Source organism: Halostella pelagica (assembly GCF_004762015.1).
Classification (GTDB): Archaea; Halobacteriota; Halobacteria; order Halobacteriales; family Natronoarchaeaceae; genus Halostella; species Halostella pelagica.
This window is the reverse complement of the sequence record NZ_SJES01000003.1, coordinates 22,225-48,152: the sequence shown is the minus strand read 5'-3', so window position 1 is coordinate 48,152 and position 25,928 is coordinate 22,225. Positions and strand designations below refer to the sequence as shown.

The 25,928-nt window shown below is 64.8% G+C and carries 30 protein-coding genes and 1 tRNA gene; 15 read left to right on the top strand and 16 right to left on the bottom strand.

From position 1 onward, the window contains the following. Window positions 1-31: 31 nt before the first annotated feature. From EYW42_RS08370 to thsB, 5 genes are all read left to right on the top strand, one after another. Window positions 32-412, top strand: coding sequence for a RidA family protein (locus tag EYW42_RS08370; protein WP_135534818.1), 381 nt, complete (start codon window positions 32-34; stop codon window positions 410-412). Continuing rightward, on the top strand, window positions 409-615 hold the full coding sequence (locus EYW42_RS08365; RefSeq protein ID WP_135534817.1) for a hypothetical protein: 207 nt from the start codon (window positions 409-411) through the stop codon (window positions 613-615). Before EYW42_RS08370 ends, EYW42_RS08365 begins: the two co-directional genes overlap by 4 nt. Window positions 616-642: 27 nt before the next feature. Beyond that, window positions 643-724: transfer RNA gene (locus EYW42_RS08360), tRNA-Ser, on the top strand. Window positions 725-1,258: 534 nt separating this feature from the next. Beyond that, window positions 1,259-1,990, top strand: coding sequence for an SOS response-associated peptidase (locus EYW42_RS08355; protein WP_135534816.1), 732 nt, complete (start codon window positions 1,259-1,261; stop codon window positions 1,988-1,990). Window positions 1,991-2,261: 271 nt separating this feature from the next. Further along, a complete protein-coding gene (gene thsB / locus EYW42_RS08350) occupies window positions 2,262-3,911 on the top strand; it encodes a thermosome subunit beta (RefSeq protein WP_375137127.1) in 1,650 nt (549 codons plus the stop codon). A 171-nt stretch (window positions 3,912-4,082) separates the two neighbouring features. Here thsB and EYW42_RS08345 read toward each other — a convergent pair whose 3' ends face one another. Then, window positions 4,083-4,547, bottom strand: coding sequence for a GNAT family N-acetyltransferase (locus EYW42_RS08345; RefSeq protein WP_135534815.1), 465 nt, complete (start codon window positions 4,545-4,547; stop codon window positions 4,083-4,085). A gap of 36 nt (window positions 4,548-4,583) precedes the next feature. Further along, complete coding sequence (lrp, locus tag EYW42_RS08340; RefSeq protein WP_135534814.1) at window positions 4,584-5,042, bottom strand: HTH-type transcriptional regulator Lrp; 459 nt, start codon at window positions 5,040-5,042, stop codon at window positions 4,584-4,586. A gap of 126 nt (window positions 5,043-5,168) precedes the next feature. Between lrp and glnA the strand changes: the two genes are divergently transcribed. After that, window positions 5,169-6,536 carry a type I glutamate--ammonia ligase gene (gene glnA, locus EYW42_RS08335; protein WP_135534813.1) on the top strand — a complete coding sequence of 456 codons (1,368 nt, stop codon included), beginning with the start codon at window positions 5,169-5,171 and terminating at the stop codon, window positions 6,534-6,536. 109 nt (window positions 6,537-6,645) lie between these two features. Here the strand turns inward: glnA and EYW42_RS08330 are convergent, their stop codons facing one another. The 4 genes from EYW42_RS08330 to EYW42_RS08315 all read right to left on the bottom strand — a co-directional run bounded on the left by EYW42_RS08330 (window position 6,646) and on the right by EYW42_RS08315 (window position 10,360). Continuing rightward, window positions 6,646-6,867 carry a hypothetical protein gene (locus tag EYW42_RS08330; RefSeq protein ID WP_135534812.1) on the bottom strand — a complete coding sequence of 74 codons (222 nt, stop codon included), beginning with the start codon at window positions 6,865-6,867 and terminating at the stop codon, window positions 6,646-6,648. Between the two features lie 111 nt (window positions 6,868-6,978). Then, window positions 6,979-7,875 (bottom strand): phosphatase PAP2 family protein, encoded by an 897-nt coding sequence (locus EYW42_RS08325; RefSeq protein ID WP_135534811.1) that lies wholly within the window; start codon window positions 7,873-7,875, stop codon window positions 6,979-6,981. Beyond that, window positions 7,872-9,209, bottom strand: coding sequence for a YihY/virulence factor BrkB family protein (locus tag EYW42_RS08320; protein WP_135534810.1), 1,338 nt, complete (start codon window positions 9,207-9,209; stop codon window positions 7,872-7,874). The genes EYW42_RS08325 and EYW42_RS08320 overlap by 4 nt, the downstream gene beginning before the upstream one ends. A gap of 41 nt (window positions 9,210-9,250) precedes the next feature. Next, on the bottom strand, window positions 9,251-10,360 hold the full coding sequence (locus EYW42_RS08315; protein WP_135534809.1) for a tRNA (guanine(26)-N(2))-dimethyltransferase: 1,110 nt from the start codon (window positions 10,358-10,360) through the stop codon (window positions 9,251-9,253). 242 nt (window positions 10,361-10,602) lie between these two features. On the opposite strand from EYW42_RS08315, the gene EYW42_RS08310 reads away from it, so the two are divergent. Beyond that, on the top strand, window positions 10,603-10,950 hold the full coding sequence (locus tag EYW42_RS08310; protein WP_135534808.1) for a hypothetical protein: 348 nt from the start codon (window positions 10,603-10,605) through the stop codon (window positions 10,948-10,950). Window positions 10,951-11,134: 184 nt separating this feature from the next. Here the strand turns inward: EYW42_RS08310 and hisH are convergent, their stop codons facing one another. The 5 genes from hisH to EYW42_RS08285 form a co-directional block, all read right to left on the bottom strand. Next, a complete protein-coding gene (gene hisH / locus EYW42_RS08305) occupies window positions 11,135-11,863 on the bottom strand; it encodes an imidazole glycerol phosphate synthase subunit HisH (protein ID WP_135534807.1) in 729 nt (242 codons plus the stop codon). A 35-nt stretch (window positions 11,864-11,898) separates the two neighbouring features. Then, on the bottom strand, window positions 11,899-12,582 hold the full coding sequence (locus EYW42_RS08300) for an HAD family hydrolase (protein ID WP_135534806.1): 684 nt from the start codon (window positions 12,580-12,582) through the stop codon (window positions 11,899-11,901). A 357-nt stretch (window positions 12,583-12,939) separates the two neighbouring features. Then, window positions 12,940-13,536, bottom strand: coding sequence for a uracil-DNA glycosylase (locus EYW42_RS08295; RefSeq protein ID WP_135534805.1), 597 nt, complete (start codon window positions 13,534-13,536; stop codon window positions 12,940-12,942). Window positions 13,537-13,559: 23 nt separating this feature from the next. Further along, a complete protein-coding gene (locus EYW42_RS08290; protein ID WP_135534804.1) occupies window positions 13,560-14,114 on the bottom strand; it encodes an endonuclease dU in 555 nt (184 codons plus the stop codon). Further along, entirely contained in the window at window positions 14,114-14,299 is a 186-nt protein-coding gene (locus EYW42_RS08285) for a DUF5786 family protein (protein ID WP_135534803.1), read from the bottom strand. Before EYW42_RS08285 ends, EYW42_RS08290 begins: the two co-directional genes overlap by 1 nt. Window positions 14,300-14,507: 208 nt before the next feature. Here EYW42_RS08285 and EYW42_RS08280 point away from each other — a divergent pair, with 208 nt between their 5' ends. After that, window positions 14,508-15,119 carry an MBL fold metallo-hydrolase gene (locus EYW42_RS08280; protein ID WP_135534802.1) on the top strand — a complete coding sequence of 204 codons (612 nt, stop codon included), beginning with the start codon at window positions 14,508-14,510 and terminating at the stop codon, window positions 15,117-15,119. Between the two features lie 30 nt (window positions 15,120-15,149). Here the strand turns inward: EYW42_RS08280 and EYW42_RS08275 are convergent, their stop codons facing one another. From EYW42_RS08275 to EYW42_RS19475, 3 genes are all read right to left on the bottom strand, one after another. Then, window positions 15,150-15,299 carry a 50S ribosomal protein L40e gene (locus tag EYW42_RS08275; RefSeq protein ID WP_135534801.1) on the bottom strand — a complete coding sequence of 50 codons (150 nt, stop codon included), beginning with the start codon at window positions 15,297-15,299 and terminating at the stop codon, window positions 15,150-15,152. Window positions 15,300-15,429: 130 nt separating this feature from the next. After that, window positions 15,430-15,924 (bottom strand): DUF367 family protein, encoded by a 495-nt coding sequence (locus EYW42_RS08270; protein WP_135534800.1) that lies wholly within the window; start codon window positions 15,922-15,924, stop codon window positions 15,430-15,432. A gap of 81 nt (window positions 15,925-16,005) precedes the next feature. Then, window positions 16,006-16,146, bottom strand: a complete 141-nt coding sequence (locus tag EYW42_RS19475; protein ID WP_161972928.1) for a hypothetical protein — start codon at window positions 16,144-16,146, stop codon at window positions 16,006-16,008. 191 nt (window positions 16,147-16,337) lie between these two features. Here EYW42_RS19475 and EYW42_RS19780 point away from each other — a divergent pair, with 191 nt between their 5' ends. The 3 genes from EYW42_RS19780 to EYW42_RS08260 all read left to right on the top strand — a co-directional run bounded on the left by EYW42_RS19780 (window position 16,338) and on the right by EYW42_RS08260 (window position 17,957). Next, window positions 16,338-16,484, top strand: coding sequence for a hypothetical protein (locus EYW42_RS19780; RefSeq protein ID WP_202613847.1), 147 nt, complete (start codon window positions 16,338-16,340; stop codon window positions 16,482-16,484). A gap of 131 nt (window positions 16,485-16,615) precedes the next feature. Further along, complete coding sequence (locus EYW42_RS08265) at window positions 16,616-17,509, top strand: redoxin domain-containing protein (protein ID WP_237561297.1); 894 nt, start codon at window positions 16,616-16,618, stop codon at window positions 17,507-17,509. A gap of 61 nt (window positions 17,510-17,570) precedes the next feature. Then, entirely contained in the window at window positions 17,571-17,957 is a 387-nt protein-coding gene (locus EYW42_RS08260; RefSeq protein ID WP_135534798.1) for a nuclear transport factor 2 family protein, read from the top strand. A 180-nt stretch (window positions 17,958-18,137) separates the two neighbouring features. Here EYW42_RS08260 and EYW42_RS08255 read toward each other — a convergent pair whose 3' ends face one another. Together EYW42_RS08255 and serS are read right to left on the bottom strand one after the other, a co-directional pair. Further along, window positions 18,138-18,338: a hypothetical protein gene (locus EYW42_RS08255; protein WP_135534797.1), complete on the bottom strand. Its 201-nt coding sequence runs from the start codon at window positions 18,336-18,338 to the stop codon at window positions 18,138-18,140. A gap of 197 nt (window positions 18,339-18,535) precedes the next feature. Further along, window positions 18,536-19,918 (bottom strand): serine--tRNA ligase, encoded by a 1,383-nt coding sequence (gene serS / locus EYW42_RS08250; RefSeq protein WP_135534796.1) that lies wholly within the window; start codon window positions 19,916-19,918, stop codon window positions 18,536-18,538. 113 nt (window positions 19,919-20,031) lie between these two features. On the opposite strand from serS, the gene EYW42_RS08245 reads away from it, so the two are divergent. The 4 genes from EYW42_RS08245 (at window position 20,032) to EYW42_RS08230 (ending at window position 25,928) form a co-directional block, all read left to right on the top strand. Next, a complete protein-coding gene (locus EYW42_RS08245; RefSeq protein WP_135534795.1) occupies window positions 20,032-20,709 on the top strand; it encodes a cupredoxin domain-containing protein in 678 nt (225 codons plus the stop codon). A 60-nt stretch (window positions 20,710-20,769) separates the two neighbouring features. After that, window positions 20,770-21,678, top strand: coding sequence for an MBL fold metallo-hydrolase (locus EYW42_RS08240; RefSeq protein WP_135534794.1), 909 nt, complete (start codon window positions 20,770-20,772; stop codon window positions 21,676-21,678). A gap of 83 nt (window positions 21,679-21,761) precedes the next feature. Then, the gene (locus EYW42_RS08235; protein ID WP_135534793.1) at window positions 21,762-23,774 is read left to right on the top strand and encodes an AMP-dependent synthetase/ligase; all 2,013 of its coding nucleotides are present in this window, start codon (window positions 21,762-21,764) and stop codon (window positions 23,772-23,774) included. Window positions 23,775-24,014: 240 nt separating this feature from the next. Continuing rightward, window positions 24,015-25,928, top strand: coding sequence for a cation:proton antiporter domain-containing protein (locus EYW42_RS08230; protein ID WP_375137126.1), 1,914 nt, complete (start codon window positions 24,015-24,017; stop codon window positions 25,926-25,928).

Sequence of the window (25,928 nt, the reverse complement as noted above, 5' to 3'; positions counted from 1 at the left end):
TTTTAAGTCCCCCGCTCCCGACAGTTCGGGCGTGAAACACATTATCGACACTCCGGACGCCCCCGCCGCCGTCGGGGCGTACAGCCAGGCGACGACTGACGGCTCGATCGTGTTCACCGCCGGTCAACTCCCCATGACGGCCGACGGTGAACTGTTAGACGACGAGTCGATCACCGTCCAGACGCGCCAATCTCTCGAAAACGTCTCGGCCATACTCGAAGAGGAGGGCCTGAACACGGAAGACGTCCTGAAAGTCACCGTCTACCTCGACGACATCGACAGCTTCGACGAGATGAACGAGGCTTACAAGGAGTACTTCCTCGACAACCCACCGGCGCGAAGCGCCGTCGAGGTGTCCGAGCTGCCGAAAGGTGCCGGCGTCGAGATAGAGGCCGTCGCTTCGTCGGAGTGAGGTCTCGCGTCAGGTCCAGCCTCCTCTGGGGGGTCGTCGGCGTGCTCGCGTTCCTGGTCCTGTACCAGGGGTATCTGCTCGCCGGCGGAGCAGGCGTCCCGGTACCGGCAGTGGTCGGCATCGCGGTCGCGGTCGGGATCGGTGCGACCGCCCTCTCGTATCTCGGTGAGGGCTGGCTGGCGAGACGGAACAAAAGGGTTTAAACGGAACACCCGACTACTCCCGAGTGAGCCAGGATGGCCGAATGGCAAGGCGCACGCCTGGAAAGCGTGTTCCCTTTCGGGATTCAGGGTTCAAATCCCTGTCCTGGCGTTTTCATGCACTTCCACTCGCGAGGAGCATCGGCGCTCTCTACGACTGCTCTCTGCAAAAAAATGGAGCGTCCGGCGGTTGCCGGTCTGCGGTGACAGGCCGAGCGGCGACGGGCCGGGTCCAGGGAACGGAGCGGGCGACGGCGTCGTCGAGGCCGGAGCGGCGGTGAAGACGGAGTAGAGGCGATTCAGCTTCTGATACTGACGGTCGTCAGTACGCGCCGCGAGAGTCGCGACCGGGACGGGTCCCGAGCAAGTCCCCGTCTCACGGACGGACTTCGACCGGATTCTCGACCGCGATCCAGTGGCCTACCCGACCCGGATCACGGATCTCGTACCACCCGCTTTCACAAACGACGGCTTCACAGTTGTCGTTCATACCCACCAGGTGACCTGGCCCGTCACCTACGAACAGCTTCGACCGATTCCCCCTTCAGTACACGCCGAATAACGGCCGTTTCGCGGCCGAAGGCGGTGACTACTGGTCATCGTCGGAGTCAGCGGCGTTTTGGTACCGGGGAACGTAGAGCCGACAATGTGTGGCCGGTACAGTCTGTTCGCGCCTCAGGACGCCGTAATCGACCTGTTAGATGCTACCCCGGAGAGGGATCTCGAACCGCGGTACAACATGGCACCGGGCGAGGAGTTGCCCGTCGTCCGGGACGCGGCTTCCGACCGGATCGAGTTCCACAACTGGGGACTCGTTCCCCACTGGGCCGACGACGATAGCGACGGTCTGATCAACGCGCGTGCGGAGACGGTCGCCGAGAAGCCGAGTTTCCGCGACGCGTTCGAGCAGTCCCACGAAACCGGCGGGCCGCAGGCGGGGCGATGTTTAGTCCCCGCTGACGGCTTCTACGAGTGGGTCGACGAGAGCGGGGGGACGCAACCGTACCGCGTCACGCGGTCGGACGACCGCCCGTTCGCGATGGCGGGCCTCTGGTCGACCTGGGAGACCGAAATCGAACAGGTCGGTCTCGACGCGTTCGCCGACGGTGCGGCGTCGACTGAAACGAGACGCATGCTGACGTTCACCGTCGTCACGACGGAACCGAACGACCTGATCGCGGATCTGCACCACCGGATGGCGGTCATTTTAGACGAGGCCGAACAGCGAGAGTGGCTGACGGCAGACCCTGCCGACGCCGGGGAACTGCTCGACCCGTATCCAGCGGACGAGATGCGGGCCTATCCCGTCTCCCCGGCGGTCAACGACCCGACGAACGATGCGCCGGCCGTCGCCGAACCGCTCGACTCGGAGCCGTAGCAACACTCGCCGCCTGCCGCGTACTCCTCGTGCGGAGAGGTCTGCCGGACTGTGCGGAGTCGGCTCCGACTGACCGCACTGGAATGCATATAAACGGGGAGATCACACCTCTCTCACCCCTCCTTTAATCGTGGTATCATTTGGCATGATATGACGCCAATACCACCGCAGTATGGGGGTTTCGGGCGACACACTGCGCGAACTCGACTGCGCCGCCCTCGTACAAATAATAAACCTTTATATAGAATCACATTCATACCTTCAGTTGACTATGAGCCAGCGAATGCAACAGGGCGGTCAGCCGATGATCGTAATGAGCGAGGAGTCTCAGCGAGTCAAAGACCAGGACGCGCAGAACTACAATATTTCCGCTGCGCGTGCGGTCTCAGAGGCCGTTCGCTCGACACTCGGCCCGAAAGGGATGGACAAGATGCTCGTCGATTCGATGGGCGACGTTACCATCACGAACGACGGCGTGACCATCCTCAAGGAGATGGACATCGACAACCCGACGGCCGAGATGATCATCGAGGTCGCCGAAACGCAGGAGGACGAGGCCGGAGACGGTACCACGACGGCCGTCGCAATCGCCGGTGAACTCCTCAAGAACGCCGAGGACCTCCTCGAACAGGACATCCACCCGACGGCGATCATCCGTGGCTTCCACCTCGCCAGCGAGCAGGCCCGCGACGAGATCGGCAACGTCGCCGAGGAAGTCGAGGCCGACGACGAGGACCTCCTCCGTTCGGTCGCCGAGACATCCATGACCGGCAAGGGCGCGGAGCTGAACAAGGAGCACCTCTCCCAGCTCATCATCGACGCCGTCAGCGCCGTCACGGTCGACGGGACGGTCGACCTCGAATTCCTCAACATCGAGACGCAGACCGGCCGCTCCGCGGGCGAGTCCGAACTGATCAACGGCGGCACCGTCGACAAGGACCCAGTCCACGACGACATGCCCAAGAGCGTCGAGGACGCGAACATCCTGCTCCTCGACCAGGCTGTCGAAGTCGAGGAAACCAACGTCGACACCGAGGTTTCCGTCACGGACCCGGACCAGCTTCAGCAGTTCCTCGACCAGGAGGAAGAACAGCTCAAACAGAAGGTCCAGCAGATCGCCGACAGCGGTGCTGACGTCGTCTTCTGTCAGAAAGGTATCGACGACCTGGCGCAGCACTACCTCGCGAAGGAAGGCATCCTCGCCGTCCGCCGCGCCAAGAAGTCCGACATCGAGTTCCTCCGCGAAGTCGTCGGCGCCGACATCGTCTCCGACCTCTCCAGCGTCACCGCCGACAACCTCGGCTACGGCGACGTTACCCGCGACGACGAGGACGAGATGTTCTACGTCACCGGCGACGACAACCACGGCGTGACCCTCATCCTGCGCGGGTCGACCGACCACGTCGTCGACGAACTCGAACGCGGCCTCACGGACGCCCTCGACGTCGTCTCCCAGACCGTCTCCGACGGCCGCGTCGTCGCGGGCGGCGGCGCTATCGAGGTCGAGGTCGCCAGCCGTCTGCGCGACTTCGCCGACAGCGTCGAGGGCCGCGAGCAGCTCGCAGTCGAAGCCTTCGCCGACTCGCTGGAGCTCGTCCCCCGCGTTCTCGCCGAGAACGCCGGTCTCGACTCCATCGACACGCTCGTGGACCTCCGCGCCGACCACGAAGCGGGCGACGTCCGCGCCGGCCTGAACGTGTTCTCCTCCAGCGTCGAGGACACGTTCGACGCCGGCGTCGTCGAACCCGCACACTCCAAGGAGCAGGCGCTCTCCAGCGCTACCGAGGCCGCGAACCTCGTGCTGAAGATCGACGACATCATCTCCGCCGGCGACCTGTCGACCGACAAGGGCGGCGACGAAGGCGGCCCCGGCGGTGCTGGCGGCATGGGCGGCATGGGTGGCATGGGCGGCGCGATGTAGACAGGCCACTGTTTATCTCTACTCCGCTTTGCGGACCGCTCGCCGGACAGATCCAGCCAAACACGTCGCTCGCGCCTGACGGCGCTTGCGGCCTCACTCCACTCTAGACGGCCCGTCCGCGTGGCGGGCGATTCGGCCCGAACGAGGGCCTCACCGCTTACCCGGCCGTCGTTATACGTTTTTTCGGTAGAACAGTCGCACGTATTCGCCCCGCGGTTCCCGTCCCGTCCGTTCGTAGCCGAACGATTCGTACAGTCGCTTCGCCCCCGTCTGTCGGTCGAGCGTGTCGAGGGCGAGCGTCTCGTAGCCGAGTTCCGCGGCACGGTCTTCCAGTGCCGCGAGCATCGCGGTGCCGAACCCCTGTCGGTGGTAGTCGGGGTCGACGCGCATCCGCGTCACCTCCGCCGTGGCCTCGTCTTCGCGGCGGAGCGCGCCCATCGCCACTATCCGGTCGTCGATTTCACCGACGAGAAACTCGCCGCAGTCTGTGAGGTACGTCCCGGAGATATCGTCGATGTCCGGATCCGGAACTCCCTCGACGTACGAGTCGACGCTTCGCAGGGCCGCTTCGTGGAGTTCGCGGACGCGCTGCTGGTCGTCTGAGTCGTACCGTCTGATAGAGAGCCTCTCAGTCATCGGACGACGATCGGTCGAACGGACGCGGGTAAAACGTTACTCCTCGATGTCCAGGGTGAACTGGTCGTTCTCGCTGGCGGCGTCCAGCACGACGCTCGTGTTGCTCTCGTTGATGTCGGGGTCGGTCAGCAGCGTCTTGATCTGCTCGTTCATCCCGTCCGTGTCCATGAACTTCCCGATGGCGATGATGTCGTAGTTGCCGGTCACCTCGTACACGCTGATCATCTGATTGTGGCCTTCGAGTCGGTCCGTGATATCGGGCAGCGCGTTCCCTTCGACTTTGAGCTGGATGATCGCGGTCACGTCGTAGCCGAGCGCCCCGTAGTCGACGACGGGGGTGTAGCCGTCGATGACGCCGTTCTCTTCGAGGTCGGAGAGGTGGTTCGAGACGGTCGTCACGGATACGTCCAGTTCCTCGCCCAGGCTTCGCAGGCTGGCGCGACCGTCGTTCAGAAGTGCATTTACTAGTTCTGCGTCGAGATTTTCGTACGTCATTATAGGTACTCACTCACCCCACACATTATAATTTTACGAATATCCAATTTATGGCCGCAGTCGGAAGATTTGCGCAGAAGGATAGCGTTTTAGTGGTTGGGATGTTCGTATGCACTGACGAGAAAAATGACAACCGGAAATCTTGCAGACGAGGCTGAGGGCCTCACCCAGGAGGAGGAAGCAGTACTGGAGAAAATCGAGGAAGAGAACGTCAAATTCGTCCGGCTACAGTTCACCGACATCACCGGGACGGTCAAGAACGTTTCCATACCCGCGGGACAGGTCGAGAAAGCGTTCGACGAGGGGATCTGGTTCGACGGGTCGTCTATCGAGGGGTTCGTTCGGATCCAGGAGTCCGACATGCGCCTCGAACCCGACCCCGAGACGTTCGCCATCCTCCCGTGGCGCTCCAACGGCGATGCGGCGAGCGCTCGCCTGATCTGTGACGTTGCTAACACTGACGGCACGCCGTTCGCCGGCGGCCCGCGCCAGGTTCTCAGACGGGTTCTCGACCGCGCCGAGAACATGGGCTACCAGGTCTCTATCGGTCCGGAGCCGGAGTTCTTCCTCTTCGAGAAGGACGAAAACGGCAACGCGACGACGAACCCACACGACAACGGCGGCTACTTCGACCTCGCGCCCAAGGACCTCGCGAGCGACGTGCGCCGGGAGATCATCTTCACGCTGGAGGACATGGGCTTCGAGGTCGAGGCCAGTCACCACGAGGTCGCCGAGGGGCAACACGAGATCAACTTCAAGTACGACGACGCGCTCACTGCGGCCGACAACATCGCGACTTTCCGCGCGGTCGTCCGCGCCGTCGCCGAACAGAACGACCTCCACGCGACGTTCATGCCGAAGCCGATCGGTGAGATCAACGGCTCCGGCATGCACAGCCACATCTCGCTGTTCGACGAGGACGGGAACGCCTTCGCCGACGAAAGCGACGAGTTCAATCTCTCCGACACCGCCTACAGCTTCATGGGCGGCGTCCTGAACCACGCCGAGGCGTTTACGGCTATCACGAACCCGACCGTGAACTCCTACAAACGCCTGGTCCCCGGCTACGAAGCGCCGGTGTACATCGCGTGGTCGGGCGTCAACCGCTCGGCGCTCATCCGCGTCCCCGACGCGGCCGGCGCAAGCGCCCGCTTCGAGATCCGCAGTCCAGACCCGTCGTGCAATCCCTACCTCGCGCTTGCGAGCGTCATCGCCGCCGGTCTGCACGGCATCGAGAACGACGCCGACCCCGGCGAACCGGTCCGCGAGGACATCTACGAGTTCGACGACGAGAAACGCGAAGAGTACGGCATCGAGACGCTTCCGCCGAACCTCGGCGCTGCCGTCGACGCGCTCCAGGACGACGAGGTAGTCACCGAGGCGCTCGGCGAACACGTCGGCGAGAAGTTCGCTCAGGCGAAAAACGCCGATTACGCCGATTACAAGACTCACGTCAGCAGCTGGGAGGAAGAGAAGTATCTGGAGAAGTTCTAACGAGGAAAGCGGGAGTCTCACGGGTCACCTGACCCGTATCAGACTGCTCCGGCAGTTTGTTCCGTCAGTGAGAGTGCGTGATGTGGAAATAGGCCGGTAGTCGTTCCAGTCACTCGTCAGTCGTCTGGTGGAGACCAAACGCGTACTCCAAGCTGAACATGACGAGCGCTATCGTGAGCGCCTGAACGAGGAGAAGATCCTTACTTACCAGTAGTCCGGCTATGAGGACGCCAACACCTCCCGATATCCCCAAGAAGACGGCATACGGTCCACGAGAGAGGCCCTTCAGCCACTCGTCACTGCGGTTGTAGAGACGTTTTACAGTAGCCATCGTCTCACTGTACTGTTTTTCCCGACAAACCTGTTCCGGGATCAAACTTACCTACCGAACCACTCGGATAAGTTCCAAACACTCAAACAAATAAACAGACTGTCTTACCACCTACTGTTGTGCCGTCCTCGCGTTTCGTTCTTTCACGCGGCGCACCCCGGCCGGTGCGGCGACGACGCTACCGAGCGATAGCGACGACAGTACGACGACCGCCGAGTCGGGGAGAGGAACGAGCAGCCAGGCGAGTACGAGCAGTTCAAGCGCGATGACACATCCCAGCGCGTACCCCAGGCCGACGGTCGTCCGTGGCCACGGTTCGGCCGGTACGTCGGCGAGTCGCCAGGCGACCAGCGCACCGACGGCGGCCCCGAACGCTGCGAGGAGTTCCTGATTCGCACCGCTCACGGCGATACCGAGCGCCGCAACGGCGGCCGCGGCCCCGAGCGCGACCGTGGGTCCGTCCGTTGCCCGCGAGACGGCGACGGCCACTGCGGCGAGGTACGCACCGCCGACCGCGACGCCCGCCACCACGTCGACGAGATAGTGAACTCCTAGGACGAGACGAGACACTGAGATGACGGCCACGAGCGCCGCCGCCGCGAGGAACCGCTGTCGGCGGGTGCCGATGTCGGTCCAAAGCGCGAGCGCGCCCCAGACGGCAGCGCTCCCAACGGCGTGCCCGCTGGGGAACCCGTATCCGTCAGCGCTGACGGTTTCCTCGTACAGCGGTTCCAGCACGGCCGGAACGCTCCCGGGGAGCGCCGGCGGGTCGGCGGGCGGGCGAGGGAGGGCGAACGCGTACTTCAGCGCGAGCGTCAGCGCGATAGCACCGATCGCAACGCCGACGATTCGCATCGCGCGCTCTCGGTTCCCGTACCAGTACAGGAGCGTCAGGATGACGACGTACAACCAGACGTCGCCGAGTTGTGTCAGCAAGGCGAACGCGGCCGTGACCGGTTCGGGAAAGATGTCACGGAGTATCTCGACGGCTCCGACCCCGCGGCTCATGAGCGCCAGGAACCGATAGCGTCACGTATCCGCCCGGGCGCGCCGAGCAGGGACAGGCCGGCACCGAACAGTACCATCAGCACGTACAGGCCGAGCGTCGACAGCCAGACGACGATCATCGCGAGTATCGCCCATCCGCCGTTGAGGAGGTAGAACGCGCCGATGGTCATCGCGGTACCGTACAGGAGGACGAGGTACGGTCCCCACCCCCGAGCGTGGCCCCGCCTGACGCGCTTGCGGACGTAGCGTTTGAGGTCGCTCTCGATGTCGTCCCGGTGGACCGTCCGCTGTTCGATCTCCTCCTCGAAGTCCTCGACTTCCTCGCGGAGGCGCTCTATCTCTGCTTCGAGGTCGGCTCTGTCGGGGTCCTCGCCGCCTGATGAGTGTGGGCTCGACGAGTGCCGCTCGTCCGTGGTCCCGTCTGCCTCGAAATCGTCGGCGGTGAGTCCGTCGTCTTCGTCCGACCCAGCGTCCCCGTCAGTGGCTATATCGTCGGTCATCGCTCGCGTTGCTCGTGTCTGTCTATGTCTGTCGTGTTGTAACTGCCGGTCCTCCGCGTAGCCGGCGAGTACCGCGTTGACGACGGCACCCAGCATGACGACCATCGCGCCGACGTACAGCCAGGTGACGAGCAACAGGACGCCGCCGAGAACGCCGTACGCCGCGTAGGCGTCCGCATTCGCGGCGTAGACCCGGAACACGGCGCTGAGGGCCGTCCAGCCGGTGGCGGCGAACACGGTGCCGGGGAGCGCCCCGCGGGCGCCGAGCGCGACGTTCGGGAACACGTAGTACAGCGGGAAAAACACGACTGAGAGGGTGACCAGCGAAAGGACCGACGCGATTTCGCCGGCTAGCGGGCCGGCGAACGTTCCGACCAGCGCGTTGATGAGGGCGACGACGACGACGCCGAGGCCGATGGCCGACAGAACGATCAGGCCGTCGCGCACACTTCCGAGAAGCGACTCCTCACCGGTCGTGCCGTACACCGCCGAGAACGCGTAGTCGAGACCGCGGAACACTTTCAGACCGCCCCAGAGCAGGCCGGCGATACCGACGACGGTCGCGCCGCCCCGGCCGCTCTCGCTCGTCAGCGCATCGCGGACCAGGTCGGCACCCGATGGGGTGAGTATCTCGCCGGCGGCGCGCACGACCCGCTCGGCGAGCGCCTCGCCCCCGAACACGCTCGCGACGACGAGCGCCAGCAACAAGAGAGGGACGAGCGAGACGAACGCGTAGTACGCGATGCCGGCCGCCAGAAAGGTGACCTGCCGGTTCTGGACGACGGCGGCCACGCTCTTTCCGAACCCGACCGACCGCTGGAGTCGCTGGCGCACGTCCGATTCTTCGGCGCGGAAACACTAACTGTTTGCTGAAACTACTCGTGTTCGGTGACTTCTCGGACGGCCGCCACGTCCGCATCCGTCTTGAACGCCGTCCCGCTGTAGTGGGCACGGGACGCCTCGTAGCCGGCAGTCCGGAGTTTCCCGAGGAAGTCGTCCATCGCCGCCGCCGGGCGACCCCACTCCTTGCAGAGGCGATGCTGGTCGTAGTGTGTGGGTTGGTCGAGTTCGTGTTCGACCGTCTCCAGCAGGTCGCGCGCGTTCTCGGCGGTGCCCATGTCGCCGCTGACCGCGTTGCGGACATCCGCGACGAACTCACGGTCCCGAACGCTGCCGAGCCAGATCGGTCCCGCGGTGACGACGCGCTCGCCCCCGCAGTTCGGACAGTCGTCCAGCGGGTCCGCGATCAGGCCGCGCTCGGTCTCGCGGTAGAGGCAGTCCTCGCAGTGGTAGACGTGGCCGAGTTCGTCGATAGCGGCGTTTGCGTCCGTCGCGCGGTGTTCCAGTTCGAGGTACGTCCGAACGTAGTGATTCGTCGCGTGGGAAAAAAGCGGCACGACACCCGTGTCGTACCGCGCGGCGGTCCGGGTGAGCGCCGACAGCAACACTCGGAGCCCCATCTCGGCGTGGTACTCGGTGTTTCGCGGGACGGCGCTGTAGCTCCTGACGCCGCTGTCGAAGTGCGCGCCACACAGCGGCGCGGTGTCGGTCGCCGTCACACAAACCAGGTCACGCGTGTTGGCGAACGCGGCGTCCGCGAACGGCATCGGCGTCCCGAACGGGTCGATGTCGACCACGTCGAACACGTCGTCGTGCATCAGTGCGTTCGCGCCGCGCTGGACGACAGTGCCGTCTAGGTCGTTCGCCGCCAGGTTCTGCTCGCACAGGTCGATAGCGTCCGCGTCGACGTCACACAGCGTTGCGTCCCACCCCTCGGCCGCCGCGCGGACGCCGCGGATGCCGCTTGCGGCCATCGCGTCGAGGTACGTCTCCGCTCGCTCCTCCCGGTCGCCGAACGCGCGGAGGACGGCGACGGTGAGGTCGCGATTCAACTCCTGGACGGGATTGAAGAACACGGCGTCGTCGATACCCTCGCTTTCCTGTTCGGGTACCTCGATTTCGACCCCACCTTCCCGGACGTGCATACCCGTTTTCGCCCCCGGGACGCCGTAAGCGTGTGGATCGGAGGCGGGGTCTGGGGTTCCTGACGATGTATCTACCGGCGCTGCAACAGTTTCGAAGTCGTCACCGATAACGAATGCTGTACCCACGTTCTCGGGTCGCACACTAACGTTCACGCACCCTACACACCGAACCTGTTTTGTCGGGGGACTGTTTACTGGATGACAGTGATCAGGACCGACGCCGTGCGAACGGGGTGGCACCCGTGACGCGGGTCGAAGAGTGGAAAGCCGCGCTGGAAGACGCCGGCGAACTCACACCCGACGCTGTCGATCGGATCACGTCGGTCCACGGCGACCGGGGGGCACGCGCAATCGAGTCCGTCTCCGAAGGCCGTGTGAAAGAGTACCGTGATTTCATCGTCGTCGTCGGCCACCGCGAGGAGTACGTCGTCGAGGACGGCGGCTGTACCTGCAAGGACAGCGAGTACAACCTGGACCCCGAGGACCCGACGGAGCGCTGTTGGCACTCGCTCGCCGTCGACATCGCCCAGCGAATCGACGCCGTGGACCATCACGACATGTGGTACTCGGAAGTCAAGGAGTTCCTATAGAAAGCCCTTGCGCGCCGCTGGCGCGGCGCGCTGCGCCCTTTCACTGTCCGCCGGAGGACGCGGAGCATCCTCCGAGCCTTGCCTCACTTCGTTCGGCAAGACGCCGCAACGCGCTCGCTCCCGCTCGCACACCTGTGCTCGACTGATACGTTCGATCCGGAAACGCTGAGAAAACGCCGGCGTCCTATTCCTCGGCGCAGATGTCGACGAAGTTCCGCAGGATCTGCAGTCCCGTCTCGCCGCTTTTCTCGGGGTGGAACTGCGTGCCGAAGACGGTGCCCGCCTCGTTCGCGACGATGCTGGGGAACTCGACCTCGTAGTCGGTCGTGGTGACCACGGCGTCGTCGCTGTCCGGTTCGGCGTAGTAGGAGTGGACGAAGTAGGCGTACTCCCCGTCAACGGATCCGCCGTCGGCGGATCCGTTTGCTCGTTGCGTCTCCGACGCAACGGTGTCGACGCCGTCGACTAACGGGTGGTCGCGCTCGACGTTCAGTTCGTTCCAGCCCATGTGCGGCACCTTCTGGCCCTGCGCGAAGCGGACGTTGCGGCCGGGGATCAGGTCGAGACCCTGCACGTCGCCCTGACCAGCGCGCTCGGCCTCTTCGCTGCTGGTCAGGAGCATCTGCATCCCGAGACAGATGCCGAAGACTGGCTGGCCGCGCTCGGCGGCGTCGAGTAAGGCGTCGCGGTACGGACCGGCGTTTTCCATCCCTTCGCGGAACGCGCCGACCCCGGGGAGGACGATGCCGTCGGCGTCAGGAAACGTAGAGACGTCGTCGGTCACCGTCACTTCTGCGCCCGCGCGTTCGAGACCGCGCGTGACGCTGCGGAGGTTCCCGAGGCCGTAGTCGACGACGACGACCGAGGCCGTCGCCCCGTCGCTTTCGGTCGCCGCCGCGGTCTGTTGGCTCATGCGAAACCGTAGGAGCGTCGCGGTCAAGTTCCTTACTACTCCGGAACCGTCGCGCCGCGAACCAGGTCGGGTATCTCGTCGAGGCCGTCTATCTCGTAGGTGGGTTCGTGGGGCAGGTCGTAGTCGGCGCGGTGGGGACGGCGGACGAACGCGGAGTCGATGCCGGCGGCGTCCGCGGCGGCCACGTCGACCGCGCTGTCGCCGACGTACAGCGCCGACTCCGCGCCGAGTGCGTCGAGCGCGCGTTCGAGGTAGAACGGTTCGGGCTTCTTCCGGTCGACGCCCGCCAGGCTCATCTCGCGACCGCTGGCGAAGTCCAACCAGTCGAGGTCGTAGTGGTCGACGACGAAGTCGATCGTCTCGGACTGGTTGTTGCTGACGATGCCGAGCGGGAGCGACAGGTCGGCGACGACGGCAACGTCGTCGTACAGCGGCTTCCCGCCGTTCCGGATCGATTCTTTCTGGCCCGCGGCGGCGCGCGCCTCGCGCTCGTCCCAGAGTCGTTCGGGGTCGATGCCGTACGCTCTGCAGATATCACCCAGTTCGTCCATCGGACCCCGGATCAGGTATTCGACGTGGTGGGGGTCGGGTTCGTCGACGCCCAGTTCCCGAAAGGCCCCGCGGACTGCGGGTTCCATCACACCGTTGCTCGTCCGCTCGACGATCACGCCGTCGTTGTCGAAAAGCACCGCGTCGTACCGAAGGGACGCCTTGTCCATCTTGTCGAACTCTAACGACCCCACCGAGTTATACTGTTGGCTGTAACTTCGGAAGGATAGTCGGACCCCCGGGGTCCGATATTCCTCAAGGAATTACAGCTGACACTACTAATCCTGCGCTTGCGCTCGCCAACGGGTCCGGACAGGAGGACGACAACACTGCGGCCGCGCTGACCGGCGCGAGCGGAGATCGCGGTCAGCGGACGGGGACGGGCAGGCACTCGAAGCGGTCGCGACATCCGGTGCCGTCCACGAGCAGAGCGAGCGACGACTCGGACCGGGAAGCCGTTCCCGAAGCCACTCCGGTAGACAGTGAAAGGGCGTAGTACCGGCCATCAGGCCGCTGCAAGGGCTTTCTTAGAACTCGCCGAGCCTGGACTGCCCACCACTCCCGGTCTCGACGCCGGCGAGGTCGGCCGCCGTCGCCAGCGTCTCCTCGAACGTCTCCTCCTGGCTCCGGTCGTACAGCGTCGCGGCGGGGTGGACGCAGATCAGCACGCGCCGCGGCTCGCCGCCGATGCGCACGTCGACTAACGACCCGGCCTCGTTCGTGACGGCGACGTCCCGTTCGAGCAGGTGTTCGCTCGGGACTTTGCCGAGGGTGACGATGACCTCCGCGTCGACCGCCGCTATCTCCGACTCCAGATAGCCGCGGCAGTTCGCTAGTTCCTCCGTCGTCGGGTCGCGGTTGTCCGGCGGCCGACAGCGCACGCAGTTGCTGATCCGGATCGCCTCACGTTCGAGTCCGGCGGCGAGCAGGGCGTCGTCCAGCACGTCGCCGCTCCGGCCCACGAACGGCTCTCCCCGTTCGTCCTCGTTGGCACCGGGGGCCTCGCCGATAAACTGCACGTCAGCGTCGGCCGGCCCGACGCCGTTGACGATTCGGTTTCGCGACTCGCAGAGGGCGGGACAGCGCTCGCAGTCGGTGACGGCGAGTCCCTCCATCTCGTCCATACGCCCCCGTTCGTCGGCTCGTACTACTCTCTTCGGATCTCGTCGCACGCCCGCGCCGCCAGCCGCGCGACGCGGACCGGTTCGGGCCGCCCGCCCTCGGGCGTAAACGCCCCGATGACGCGGTCCGCCTCGGCGTCGGCGATGCCGACGTTCCGGACGAACACCGTTTCGTCGCCGACGCCGACCGGACGCCGCGGCGGCAGCGCCTCGTAGGCATCGAGTCGCCAGTCCAGCGCGTCGCCGTCGAATTCGGCACGGAGCGACGGTTCGAGGCCCTCGCTCTCCTCGAACGTGACAGATAAAATCGGTCGGTCCGTCGCCCGGTGAACCCGGTTCAGGTCCAAGATGTTGTACCAGGCGAGCGCGACCCCACCGACGACAACGTACCGGACGTCCTCGCGGTCCAGTTGCCGGTAGAGGTCGATGATAGCGTCGGTCGCGTCGTCGCCACCGACCGTACACGAAGAGAAAGCGAAGCCGTCGACGGTCCGGGACGCACGAGTGACGACGCCGGCGAGCGTGCTCGTCTCGTCGCGGAACGACTCGGCGACGCCGAGCGCCCGTGTCCCGGGTTTCATCAGTTCGCTTCGCCGTCTTTGATGTCCTGTAGGCGGTCGATCAGTTCGTCGTTCGATGCCCCGATCTCGTACTCGATATCGCCGTCGTGGTCGGTTTCGTCGGTGGTGACGCCGTCGTCTGCGTCGATATCAGCATCGATGTTCTGAGTATCTTGTTCCGACTCGTCGTAGCTCCCGAAACCCATGCTACGACTGAAAATAGTGATTTATTCCTAAAAAATTTCCCGGGCGGAGCGCCGCGGTTCGCTGGGCGTCGCCGATGCGTTGCCGTTTCTCAGACCGTACACGCTGGAAGTCCGCCGCTATGCACTGTCCGTTTCTCGCCCGCCGCTTTACTCCCGGCGCTCGCGCTTAGCCCACCACTGTTTTGCCGCCGTGCGGTCCAGTGAGCGTATGGACGTCATCAACGTCACCGCCGACGCGGACACCTTCACCTGCAACGCCTACCTCGCACTGGACGGCCGACCGACTCTGGTCGACGCGGGTGCGTGGCCCGGTATCGTCGACCGAATACGGGAGGAGACGGACGAACTGGACGCCGTCGTACTTACGCACCAGCACGGCGACCACGTCGCCGAACTCGACGCCGTGATCGACGCGTTCGACCCGGACGTGTACGCTTACGGCGATCATCCGAACCGAACTACGGCGGTCGACGACGGCGACGAGGTGACTGTCGGCGACGAGACGTTCGAGGTGGTGTATTCGCCCGGCCACGCGGACGACCACGTCGCTCTGGTCAGCGGATCGACGATATTCTGTGGCGATGTCGTCGTCCACGACGACGGCGCGTTCGACTACGGCAGTTTCGGTCGGACGGACCGACCCGGCCGGTCCCGCGAGGAACTCATCGAGAGCATCGAGCGGATCCTATCGCGAATGCCGGACTCCGTCGAACACATGTACGCCGGTCACGGCGGAGAGTTCCACGGGGAAGTGACCGACGTGATCGAGACTGCGCTATCGCGGGCGAAACAGCGAGAACCGAAATACCCCGGCGAGTAGCGTCTGTCAGTTGCAAAAACGAGCGATGGATCAGGCGCTGCGGGATTCCTTTGCCTTCGGTCGAAGGTTCTTGTAGCCGCATTTGCGGCAGTTGTCGGCGCGTTTGGGGTTGCGGGCGTTACAGCGCATGCAGATCATCTTGTCGAGGATGCGTCCCTCCGCTTTGTCGAACGTAGCCATACCCCCCAGTTGCCCGCCACCGAATAAAAGGGTTTCCGAGTGGACGCGTCATCGGGTTGGTTGTAACTGTGTACCGGTAGTCGCCGACCCCGCGTCAGCGAAATGCCGAAATGACGCACACCCGACCCTATCACTCCTCGGCGAGGTATTCGTCCTGAACGGCGACGATCTCGGTCGAGTCCTCGCAGTCGGCGTAGCGCCTGAGCGGTTCCGCGTTGAGTTCGAGAAACGTTTCGCCCCAGGTGAACTTCGCGAGGATCCGCTCGGCGTGGTCGCGCTCGCCCAGAATGACAAGCCCGGCGGCGAGTGCCTCGACCGTCGTCAGGCGGAATGGCCGCCCGTAGTTGACGGGGTTCGCGGCGACGAGAAAGGGGAGCGCCCGGTGTTCGCCCGGGAGGTCGAACATCGCCTCGCCGGCCGTCTCCCACGAGCAGTCCAGCGCGACGAGTCTGTTAGCGTCCGCATCTGCCGGCGAAAGCGCTTGCTCGGCGTGGGGGTTCAACACGACGCCGTACGGCGTTGCTCTCGCCGAGCGATGCAGTGCCGCCAGGTCAAACCGTTCGAGTTTCCGGGCGGTACATTTCTTCGGGTCGTCGTCGCCCTCGTACCGGACGTGCAGTTCCACGCAGATACGTAGGTTCGGATCCGGCAAAAAGCGCTCGGACTGTCGTTATCGGCGGGACTGCACGGAGCCGACGACACGTCGTTATCGCCGCAGGACGTGGAGCGCGAACCCGATAGACGGGACGAAAACGACGAAGCCGAGCACTCCACCGAAGAGAAACGACACGATGTTTATGATGAGCAGGGTGGTCAGAAACACCGCCTTTGATTTCATGTCGAACATGTGTTGTCGATTCTGAACGTTCCAGAGATAAGAATTTACACCTTTCATACCGCTCGGGCGAACGACAGCCTCGTTCAACGGAACTCTCGGATGCCACTGCTACTGATTCCTCTCGATATTGGTGGATGCTAACACACTTCGGTTTCCGGGCCGGATCGACGCTTATGAGCATCGTGGATAAACTAAAGGACATGCTCGTGCCGCGCACGGAGAAAGGAGTCAGGCTGGAATGCGCTGACTGCGGGGCGAAAGTGGACGGTGACCCGACCGCGTGTCCGGAGTGTGGATCGCACGAACTCGTCGAGCGCGAGAGCTTCGAGATGCGCCCGAGGGAGTGATAGAGGGCGTGTACCGCGGTGGTCCCGCCGCGCGTGTACCGCGGCAGCGGTAGCTCCGGGTTCCCGCGTCACCCTCGGAGCGGCGCGCGGAACGGCGACGAAGTACTGTCCGTTATGTGAGAGGAACTAAGGTGGCGGAGGTGTACGTGTCGCTCATGATAGCTGTCGGTTCGGACGCCCCGTCGTTCCAGTTGCCCGGCGTGGACGACGGAGAGATCGGCGAGTATGCCCTCGACGATTACGACGGCGAATCGATCGTCGTTCTCGCATTCTACCCCGCTGATTTCAGTCCTGCCTGTACGGACGAGTTGTGCGCGTTACAGGACCTCGAGCTCTTCGCCATGCAACGGGACGTGACGATCTTCGGCATCTCACCCGACAGCGTGTACAGTCACCGCGCGTTCGCAACGGAGTACAACCTAGGGTTCCCGTTACTCTCCGACAGCGTCGGCAACGTCGCGGAGCAGTACGGCGTCCTCCAGTCGGAGTTCGAGGGCCACGAGCGCGTCCCGAAGCGGTCGGTGTTCGTTCTGGACGCGAACCTGACCGTCGAGTACGCCTGGTGCGGGGAGTCGCCGGTCGACCTCCCGGACCTCGAAGCCGTCCGCGACGCCGTCGAAGCGGTTCAGGACGACGGAACGGCGATCGAACGCTATCGCACCGCGTGCAACCACTTTCGGTTCGGACGGTCGGAGTTCGAAACCGCTCGAACGGCGTTCGAGCGCGAAGACTGGTCGACTGCCGACGCCACGTTCGGGGAAGCCCTCGGCTACTTCGACGAGGCGGCGGCCGCCTTCGAGTCCGCCAGACGGTTCGGCTCGGACCCGGTTGCCCACCGCGCAGCGTCGGCCGCCGAGACGGCGGACGCGTACCGTCGAGCAGCGAAGTGGTACGCCGAGTCGGCCGAGTACTACGCCGACGACGCTCCGGAATGGGGCGACGAATACCGAGACGACGCCATCGAAGCGCTGCACTCCTCCCCGGACGACGGGGATATTTCGGACCTCTACCCGCTTTCGGAGTAAGCGCGCGGCGACGGGCGCAGTGACCGGTGGCTTTTCGGCCGCGGCCCGCGCACCTACGGGCATGACAGACGCCGAGGAGACGGTCCGCTCGTTCTACGCCGCCCTCGACGACGGCGCGTACGACGACCTCGAAGCCCTGCTTTCCCCCGAGTTCGTCCAGCGCCGCCCCGACCGCACCTTCGAGGGCCGAGACGCGTTCGTCTCGTTCATGCGCGACGACCGCCCGATGACCGACACCGTCCACGAACTCCGAACCGTCTTCGTCGCGGACGGCGAGCGGGAAGTGGCCGCGCGCGGCCGCCTCGAAACTGCGGCCGAGCGGAGTGCATCGAACCCCGCTTCGCAGACTCGACAGGACGCCGACACCGAAGTGCTCTTTCAGTTCGTCGACGTTCACCGTTTCGCCGACGACGGACGGATCGAACGACTCGACACGTTCACGCAGTGATATCGCCCGGTCTCGTCTGCGTGAGAGCCCTGTCTCACGAGCGGCGGCGATAGGCCGCCTCCGGCGGCGGACTATTGGTCCAGATCGGCCTCAAGTGGCTTTTTCCCCTTGTGAGTTCTTGAGAATATGTCCGCTGGGAACCGTCGATCGCTCTCTCCCCGTTCCGCAGCGCACCTCCGGCTATCGCTCGCCGTCTTCGTCTCCGGGATCATTATTCGATTTCTGGCGTGGTTCCGTCCCGCCGCTTCCGGACGCCGACGCGCTGTCCGCGGCGCTCGGTGCGGGGATCGCCGCCAGCGGTACGCTGGGATACGTGAATTCGGGCCCCGGCGAGACGCTCGCGGGTTTCCACGGACTGGTAGCGCTACCCGTCGTTCTCACCGTCAGTGTCGTCCGCTTTCCGGACGGCCGCCCGGTTGCGGGAGAGACCGGTCTACACGCGCTCGTGTGGACGGGTATTCGCAGTCAGAACAGTTCTCGCGGTTCGTGCGGGGGCGGCGTGAGACTGGAAGGGGTCACTCACTGGTTCGGTGGCTGCGCGTTCGTCGAGTTCGACTGGCGCGCCCGACCTGCTTCCGTCAGTCGCGTTCGCCGGCACCCAGCGCGCTCTCGCCGACCCGGTCGTGGCCCTCGATGACTTCCTGACCGCCCATGTACGGGCGGAGCGCTTCGGGGACGGTGACGGTGCCGTCCTCGTTCTGGTAGTACTCCATAATGGCGACCATCACGCGCGGAACGGCGACGCCCGACCCGTTCAGCGTGTGGAGGTACTCCGCGCCCTCGTGGCGCTCCGGCCGGTAGCGCAGGCCGGCGCGGCGGGCCTGGAAGTCCTCGAAGTTCGACACGCTGGAGACTTCGAGCCAGCGGCCGCCTTCCGCGGGGCCGTCCTCCATGTCGTCGCCGGGGGCCCACACCTCGATGTCGTACTTCTTGGCCTGGGTAAAGCCCATGTCGCCGGTACACATGTCAAGCACGCGGTAGGGGAGTTCGAGGCGGCGCAGGACTTCCTCGGCCTCGTCTAACAGGCCCTCTAACCGGTCGTAGCTCTCCTCCGGTCGGACGAAGTTGACGAGTTCGACCTTGTGGAACTGGTGGACGCGGACGTAGCCTCGCGTCTCCGTGCCGTGCTCGCCGGCCTCGCGGCGGAAGTTCGGCGAAAACGCCTGATGTTTGACGGGGAGGTCGTCGTCAAGCAGGATCTCGTCGCGGTACATGTTGGTGACGGGCACCTCCGCGGTCGGCAGCAGCCAGAGGTCGTCGTCTTCGTACTCGTCGTCCTGCCGCGCGCCGACGCGATACGCGTCCTCGGCGAACTTCGGCAGTTGGCCGGTTCCCTCCATCGATTCGCTGTTGACCGGGATCGGCGGCAGAACGTCGACGTACTCCTGTTCCCGGTGGACGTCGAGCATGAACTGGACGAGCGCGTGTTCGAGGCGAGCCCCGCCGCCTTTGACGAACTGGAAGCCGCCACCGCTGACCTTCGCGCCCCGCTCGAAGTCGAGGACGTCGAGTTCCTCGCCCAGGTCGTAGTGGGGAGTCACGTCGTCGGGCATCTCCCGCAGGTCGTCGAACCCTTCGCGGTAGCGTTCGACGTTGTCGCTTTCGTCGTCTCCGACCGGGACGCTCTCGTGGGGAACGTTCGGCAGGCGGAGCAGGTCGCGTTCGAGTCGCTCCGCCAGTTCGTCCGCGCGCTCCTCCACGTCCTCCAGTTCCGCTTTGAGTTCCTGTGAGCGGTCGATGGCCTCCTGGGCCTCCTCTTCCTTACCGTCTTGTTTCAGTTGGCCGATCTGGCTGGAGACTTCGTTGCGCTCGTGTCGCAGGTCGTCGCCGCGGGCTTTCAGTTCGCGCCACTCCTCGTCGAGTGCGAGAATCGCGTCGACGTCCACGCCGTCGACGCCCTTGCGGTCGACGGCGTCCCGCACCTCGTCGGGGTTCTCGCGTAGGTACGTCCGGTCGAGCATTCCTGTCCGCTGGTTTCCCGCGCCGAGGCAAAACCGTGTCGGAACTACGGGAACGGCTCACACCACGCCCAACCGCCCCCATATTTATCCGCCGCCGGTACTCGCTACTTGACATGGCTCCGTCCTCATCCACCTCCCGGCGTCGGTTCCTGACAGCGGCCACCGCAACGGCAGTCGCCGTTCCGGCAGTGACGGCCGCGGGCGGCAGTCGCGACCTCGACCAGCAGACGACCATCCGACTGGCGAGTGACATCCAGGGCTGGCGAGGCGTTTCCCCCGACCGGATCGAGGGCGAAGAGAATCCGACCCTGTATCTGACGGCGGGCGAGGAGTACGAACTGGTCTGGGAGAACGCAGACGGCGTCGGCCACAACCTCGTCCTCCGCGACGAGAACGACGAGTCGGTCGCCAGGACCGAGACGGTAGGTGAGGAGGGAGCGACCCGGTCGATATCGTTCACCGCGAGCGAGGACCTGGTGAGTTACCGCTGCGGGATCCACCCGTCGTCGATGCAAGGCGACATCAGTTTCGGCGACCCGCCGACGGAGACGACAACGCAGGGAACTCCCACGACTGACGACGGGACAGCCACGGAAACGATCGACGATGAAACGGCCACGGAATCGACCGACGACGAGACGACAGCCGACACCGCCGCCACCGACGGAACGGACCCGCAGACGACCGCGTCCGACGACGGAAGTGACGGCGGCGGGCAACCCGGATTCGGCGTCCTCGCGGCGGCCGCCGGCCTGCTCGGGGCGCTGGGTCTCAGGCGTCGCCAGCGCTGACGGACCGCCCTACCGATCCGCAGCACAAGGATTTTCTCGCCGGGGGGCGGGTTATTTCACATGGAACCCGGAGACGTTCGGACGGTGACGTCGGGCGAGTGTACGGACCTATACTACGTCGATACGGGCATGTACGACACCGCGGAGTACGGGTCGGTCTACGTTCTCGACGCCGAGCGACCCGCTATCATCGACACGGGCATCGGCACGAACTACGAGCGCATCTTGGCCGCGCTGGACGAGGCGGGGATAGAGCGGGACGACCTGGAAGTTATCGCGATAACGCACGTCCACCTCGACCACGCCGGCGGCGCTGGGTTCATCGCCGATGCCTGCCCGAACGCCGAGGTGTACGTCCACGAGAGCGGCGCACGCCACCTCGCCGACCCCTCGCGCCTCTGGAAAGGGACGAAAAGCGCCGTCGGCGACCAGATCGAGTTCTACACCGAACCGGAACCGGTCCCCGACTCTCGGATCACGGAACTCGAAGACGGCGACACGATAGACCTCGGCGACCACGAACTCGTCGTCCACCACGCTCCGGGGCACGCACCCCACCAGGTCGTGTTCGAGGACCCCGCGAACGACGCCGTCTTCACCGCCGACGCGGCGGGGATCTGGGTACCGTCGATCTCCCAGATAACGGAAACGTCGCCGCCGCCGCAGTTCGACTTGGAGGGGACGCTCGCCGACGCCGAGATGCTCGTCGCCATGGACCCGGAGACGCTCCTGTTCGCGCACTTCGGCCCGAAGGACGCTGACGGCGTCCTTGCGGAGTACACGGACGTGTTGACCGACTGGGTGCAGGCGGTCGAACGGAAGCGCGAGGAACTGGGAGACGACGAGGCGGTGATCGATCACTTCGTCGAGAACACGGACATGGGGCACGTGTGGGGCGAGCGGAAGGCCCGCGGGGAGACCGCAATGAACGTCAGAGGCGTCCTGACGTATCTCGACCGCGGGGAGTGAGACTCGCATGGGCAGAAACAACCGCTTGACACGGGTCTATCGTTCCTCATCTTTTATACCATCGTGGTTAGTTATCATACGGTATGACCTGGCGGGAGGCCGAATCCGAGTACACGGACGACGTCATCGAGATGACGACGCTGCCGCGCATGTTCGAAGACAGCGCGGCGCGAAACGAGCACCGTCCCGCCCAGCAGTACAAAGGCGGCGTCTACGACCGCTCGCTCGCCGGGACCGTCGTTCAGGCGGCACCGGACGGGGAGTACAGGGCGCTGTCGTACGCCGACGTGCGCGACATCGTGCGGAGCCTGGCGGCCGGCTTCCGCGACCTCGGGATCGGGGACGGCGACCGGGTCGGTCTCTACGCGAGCACTCGAATTGAGTGGGCGCAGTGCGATTTCGCCCTGCTCGCGGCGGGCGGCGTCGTAACGACAGTCTACAGGGGGTCGTCCGAATCGCAAGCGCACTACCTGCTCGACGACCCTGACGCGACCGCCGTCGTCGTCGAGGGAAGGAACGAACTCGACACGGTGCTTGCCGTCGAGGACGACCTCGACCTCGACTGTATCGTGACGATGGACGCCGTCGAGTCCGACCGCGACGACGTGTATTCGCTGGCAACCGTCCACGAACGCGGAGCGGAACAGTACGACCCCGACGAGTACGAACAGTGGCTGAGCGACCGCTCCGTCGACGACCTGGCGAGTCTCATCTACACGTCCGGAACGACCGGCCGGCCCAAAGGCGTGAAACTCACGCACCGCAACTTCCGGTCGAACGTCAACCAGATCCGCAAGCGGTTAGCTCTCCGACCGGACCGCGACGGCGATCTGACTATCGACGAGGAGACCAGGACCGTCTCTTTCCTTCCGCTTGCCCACGTTTTCGAGCGCACCGCGGGCCACTTCGTGATGTTCGCCTGCGGTGCCTGCGTCGCGTACGCGGAGAGTTCGGACACGATCCAGGAGGACTTCCAGGCCGTCCGGCCCACGTCGGCGACGAGCGTCCCCCGGGTGTACGAGAAGATATACGACGCCATCAGGGAACAGGCCAGCGAGTCAGGCCTGAAACAACGCATCTTCGAGTGGGCGACTGACGTGGGGCGGGCCTACCACGAGGCGGACTCGCCGGGGCTCTCGCTGCGAGCGAAACAGGCCGTCGCCGAGAAACTCGTCTTCGACCAGGTGACGGACGCGCTCGGCGGCGAGATAGAACTGCTCATCAGCGGCGGCGGAAGCCTCTCGGCGGACCTCTGTGCGCTCTATCACGGCATGGGACTGCCGATCTACGAGGGGTACGGACTCACCGAAACCTCCCCCGTCGTCTCGGTCAATCCGCCGGACGAACCGAAAGTCGGTACTATCGGACCGCCGGTCGCCGACGTGGACGTCTATCTCGACGACAGCGTACTACCGCCGGGGGAGTTCGAAGACGCCAACGGCGAGGTCGGTGAACTCCTCGTTCGCGGGCCGAACGTCACCGACGGCTACTGGAACCGGCCGGGCGAGACCGAGGCGGCGTTCTCCCGACTGCCCGGCGACAGCAACGCCGGGAACGCCGAAGACGACGGGGACGCGGACGACCGCTGGTTCCGCACGGGCGACATCGTCCGGCAGCGCCCGGACGACTACATCGTGTTCGAGGAGCGACTCAAGCAGTTGCTCGTCCTGTCGACCGGGAAAAACGTCGCGCCGGGCCCCATCGAGGACGCTTTCGCGTCGAGCGAGGTCGTCGAACAGTGTATGGTGGTCGGCGACGGCGAGAAGTTCGTCGGCGCGCTCATCGTTCCGAACGACGACACGGTCCGGGAGTGGGCCGCGGAGACGGGGATCGACCTCCCCGACGACCGCGCGGCGATGTACGAGGACGACCGCGTCCACGAGTTCGTCCGGGCGGAAGTAGACGAGGTGAACGAGCGGTTCGAATCCCACGAGCGGATCAAGCAGTTCCGCCTCGTTCCCGACGAGTTCACGGAGGAAAACGATCTGCTCACGCCGACGATGAAGAAAAAGCGCCGCAATATTCTGGACCGATACGGAAGTCTGATATCCGATATATACGAGTCCACCTCGCGGTCAACCCAGTCGCACGAATGATCAACTTGCATACAGGGTGCGTTCCACAGTACCGAGTCGAACGCGTTCTCTATCCCGGAACGGTATCTAAACGGGGTCACAGCCGACAATCGGCAACGCGGGAGGAAAGGTCGGCGTTTTTTACGGGCGGACTTCGTTGACCCGTCTGATGGCGGGTAACATGCGCAGAGCGGACACACGACGGGTGAGCTTCAGGTTCGCGGATAGCAGTCGGCAACTCTCCCTTCTTCCGAGCGGAGGGTGTCTCGCGTGAGCGCGGGCAACCTCCTACCGCTGGTTGCGTTTATCGTCGCTTTGGGCGTCATTTCGCAGGTACTCGCCGACCGCTTTCAGGTCCCTAGCGTCCTCTTTCTCATCATTGCCGGTATCGCCGTCGGCCCGGAGGGTGCCGGGTTCGTCACCCGCCAGTCCTTCGGCGATTCACTGTCGGTGATCGTCGGTCTGAGCGTCGCGATCATCGTTTTCGAGGGTGCGTTCCACCTGAAAGTGGAGAAGCTGAAGGAAGCGCCTTCCGCGGCGTTTCGGCTCGTCACTATCGGCGCTGCTATCGCACTGATCGGCACTGCCGTGGCCGTCCGCTTCGCGATAGATGGTGCGACGTGGGGAACCTCCCTGCTCGTCGGCGCACTGCTCGTCGCCACCGGCCCGACGGTTATCACGCCGATTCTCGGTGTCGTCCCCGTCCGTGACCGTGTCGCCGCCGCGCTGGAGACGGAGGGGATCGTCAACGACGTGACTGCCGCGATCGCCGCTGTCGTCATCTTCGACGCGCTCCAGCCCGGCGCATCCGACCCGTACTCGCTTGCCCCCGAGTTCGCTCAGCGTCTCGGGGTCGGCCTCCTCGTCGGACTCGTCGTCGCGGCGGTCATCTGGTACGTGCTCGGGAACGTCGACCTCTCTCCCGGCAATGCGCCACAGAACGCCCGTCTACTCACCCTCGCCGGTGCCATCGTCGCCTACGGTGCCGCGGACACGATCGCGACCGAGTCCGGCGTGGCCGCCGTCGCTGCCGCCGGGATCATCCTCGGAAACGCCGATCTGCCGTACGAGGAGAACATCGAGGAGTTCAAAGGCGACGTGACGCTCATCGTCCTCTCGTTCGTGTTCATCGCGTTGGCGGCGCTGTTGAACTTCGACCGCCTGCTCGAACTCGGCGTCGGTGGGATAATCGTCGTGCTGGCTGTCGCGCTCGTGTTGCGCCCGTTGCTCGTGTTCCTCTCGACGAGCGGCGCACAGTTCACGAAGGGGGAGAAGCTGTTCGTCAGTTTCGTCGGACCGCGGGGGATCATCCCCGCGTCCGTTGCGACGCTGTTCGCACTCGAACTCCAGTCTCACGCCGACGAGCTACGGGCGGCCGGCGAGATCGCACAGGCGGAACTCGTCGCCACGCAGGCGAACATTCTCGTCGGCACCGTGTTCCTCGTCATCCTGGCGACCGTCGTGTTCGAGGGCGGTCTCGCCAGAAAGATAGCGGAGTACCTTGATGTGATACCTATGCGCGTACTAATAGTCGGAGGCGGGAAGGTGGGCCGTTCGCTCGCCGAGCGCCTCGAAGACCGCGGAGAGAACGTCGTCCTCATCGAGCACGACGAAGAGATCGTCGAACGCGCTCGGAACGAGGGATTCACCGTCCACAAGGGCAACGGCACCGACACCGAGGTGTTACGCTCTGCGGGCGCGGAAAACGCCAAGATCGTCGCCGCCGCGACCGGAGACGACGACGCCAACCTGCTCGTCGCTCAGCTAGCGAGTTCGAAGTTCGACGTCGAAACCGTGATCGCCCGGGCGAACAATCCGGACAACGTCGACGCCTTCGAGGACCTGGGCGTCAGGACCATCTCCGCCTCGATGGCGACTGCGTGGGCGCTCGACAACGTCATCGAGCGTCCGGCGCTGTCGAACTGGATGACCGAACTCGGGCGCTCCGGCGACGTTCAGGAGATCGAAGTCACTGCCGAGGACCTCGTCGGCAGGACGATCGACGACTTAGACGACGAACTCCCCAACGGCGTCCTCATCGCGCTGGTCGGTCGGGACGGCAACAACGAAGTCCCCGAGGGCGACTTCACGCTCCAGCAGGGCGACCACATCACGTTCCTCGGTCGGAAAGACGCCGTCCACGAGGCGCTGGCGCGGTGTCACCCGTACGACTGA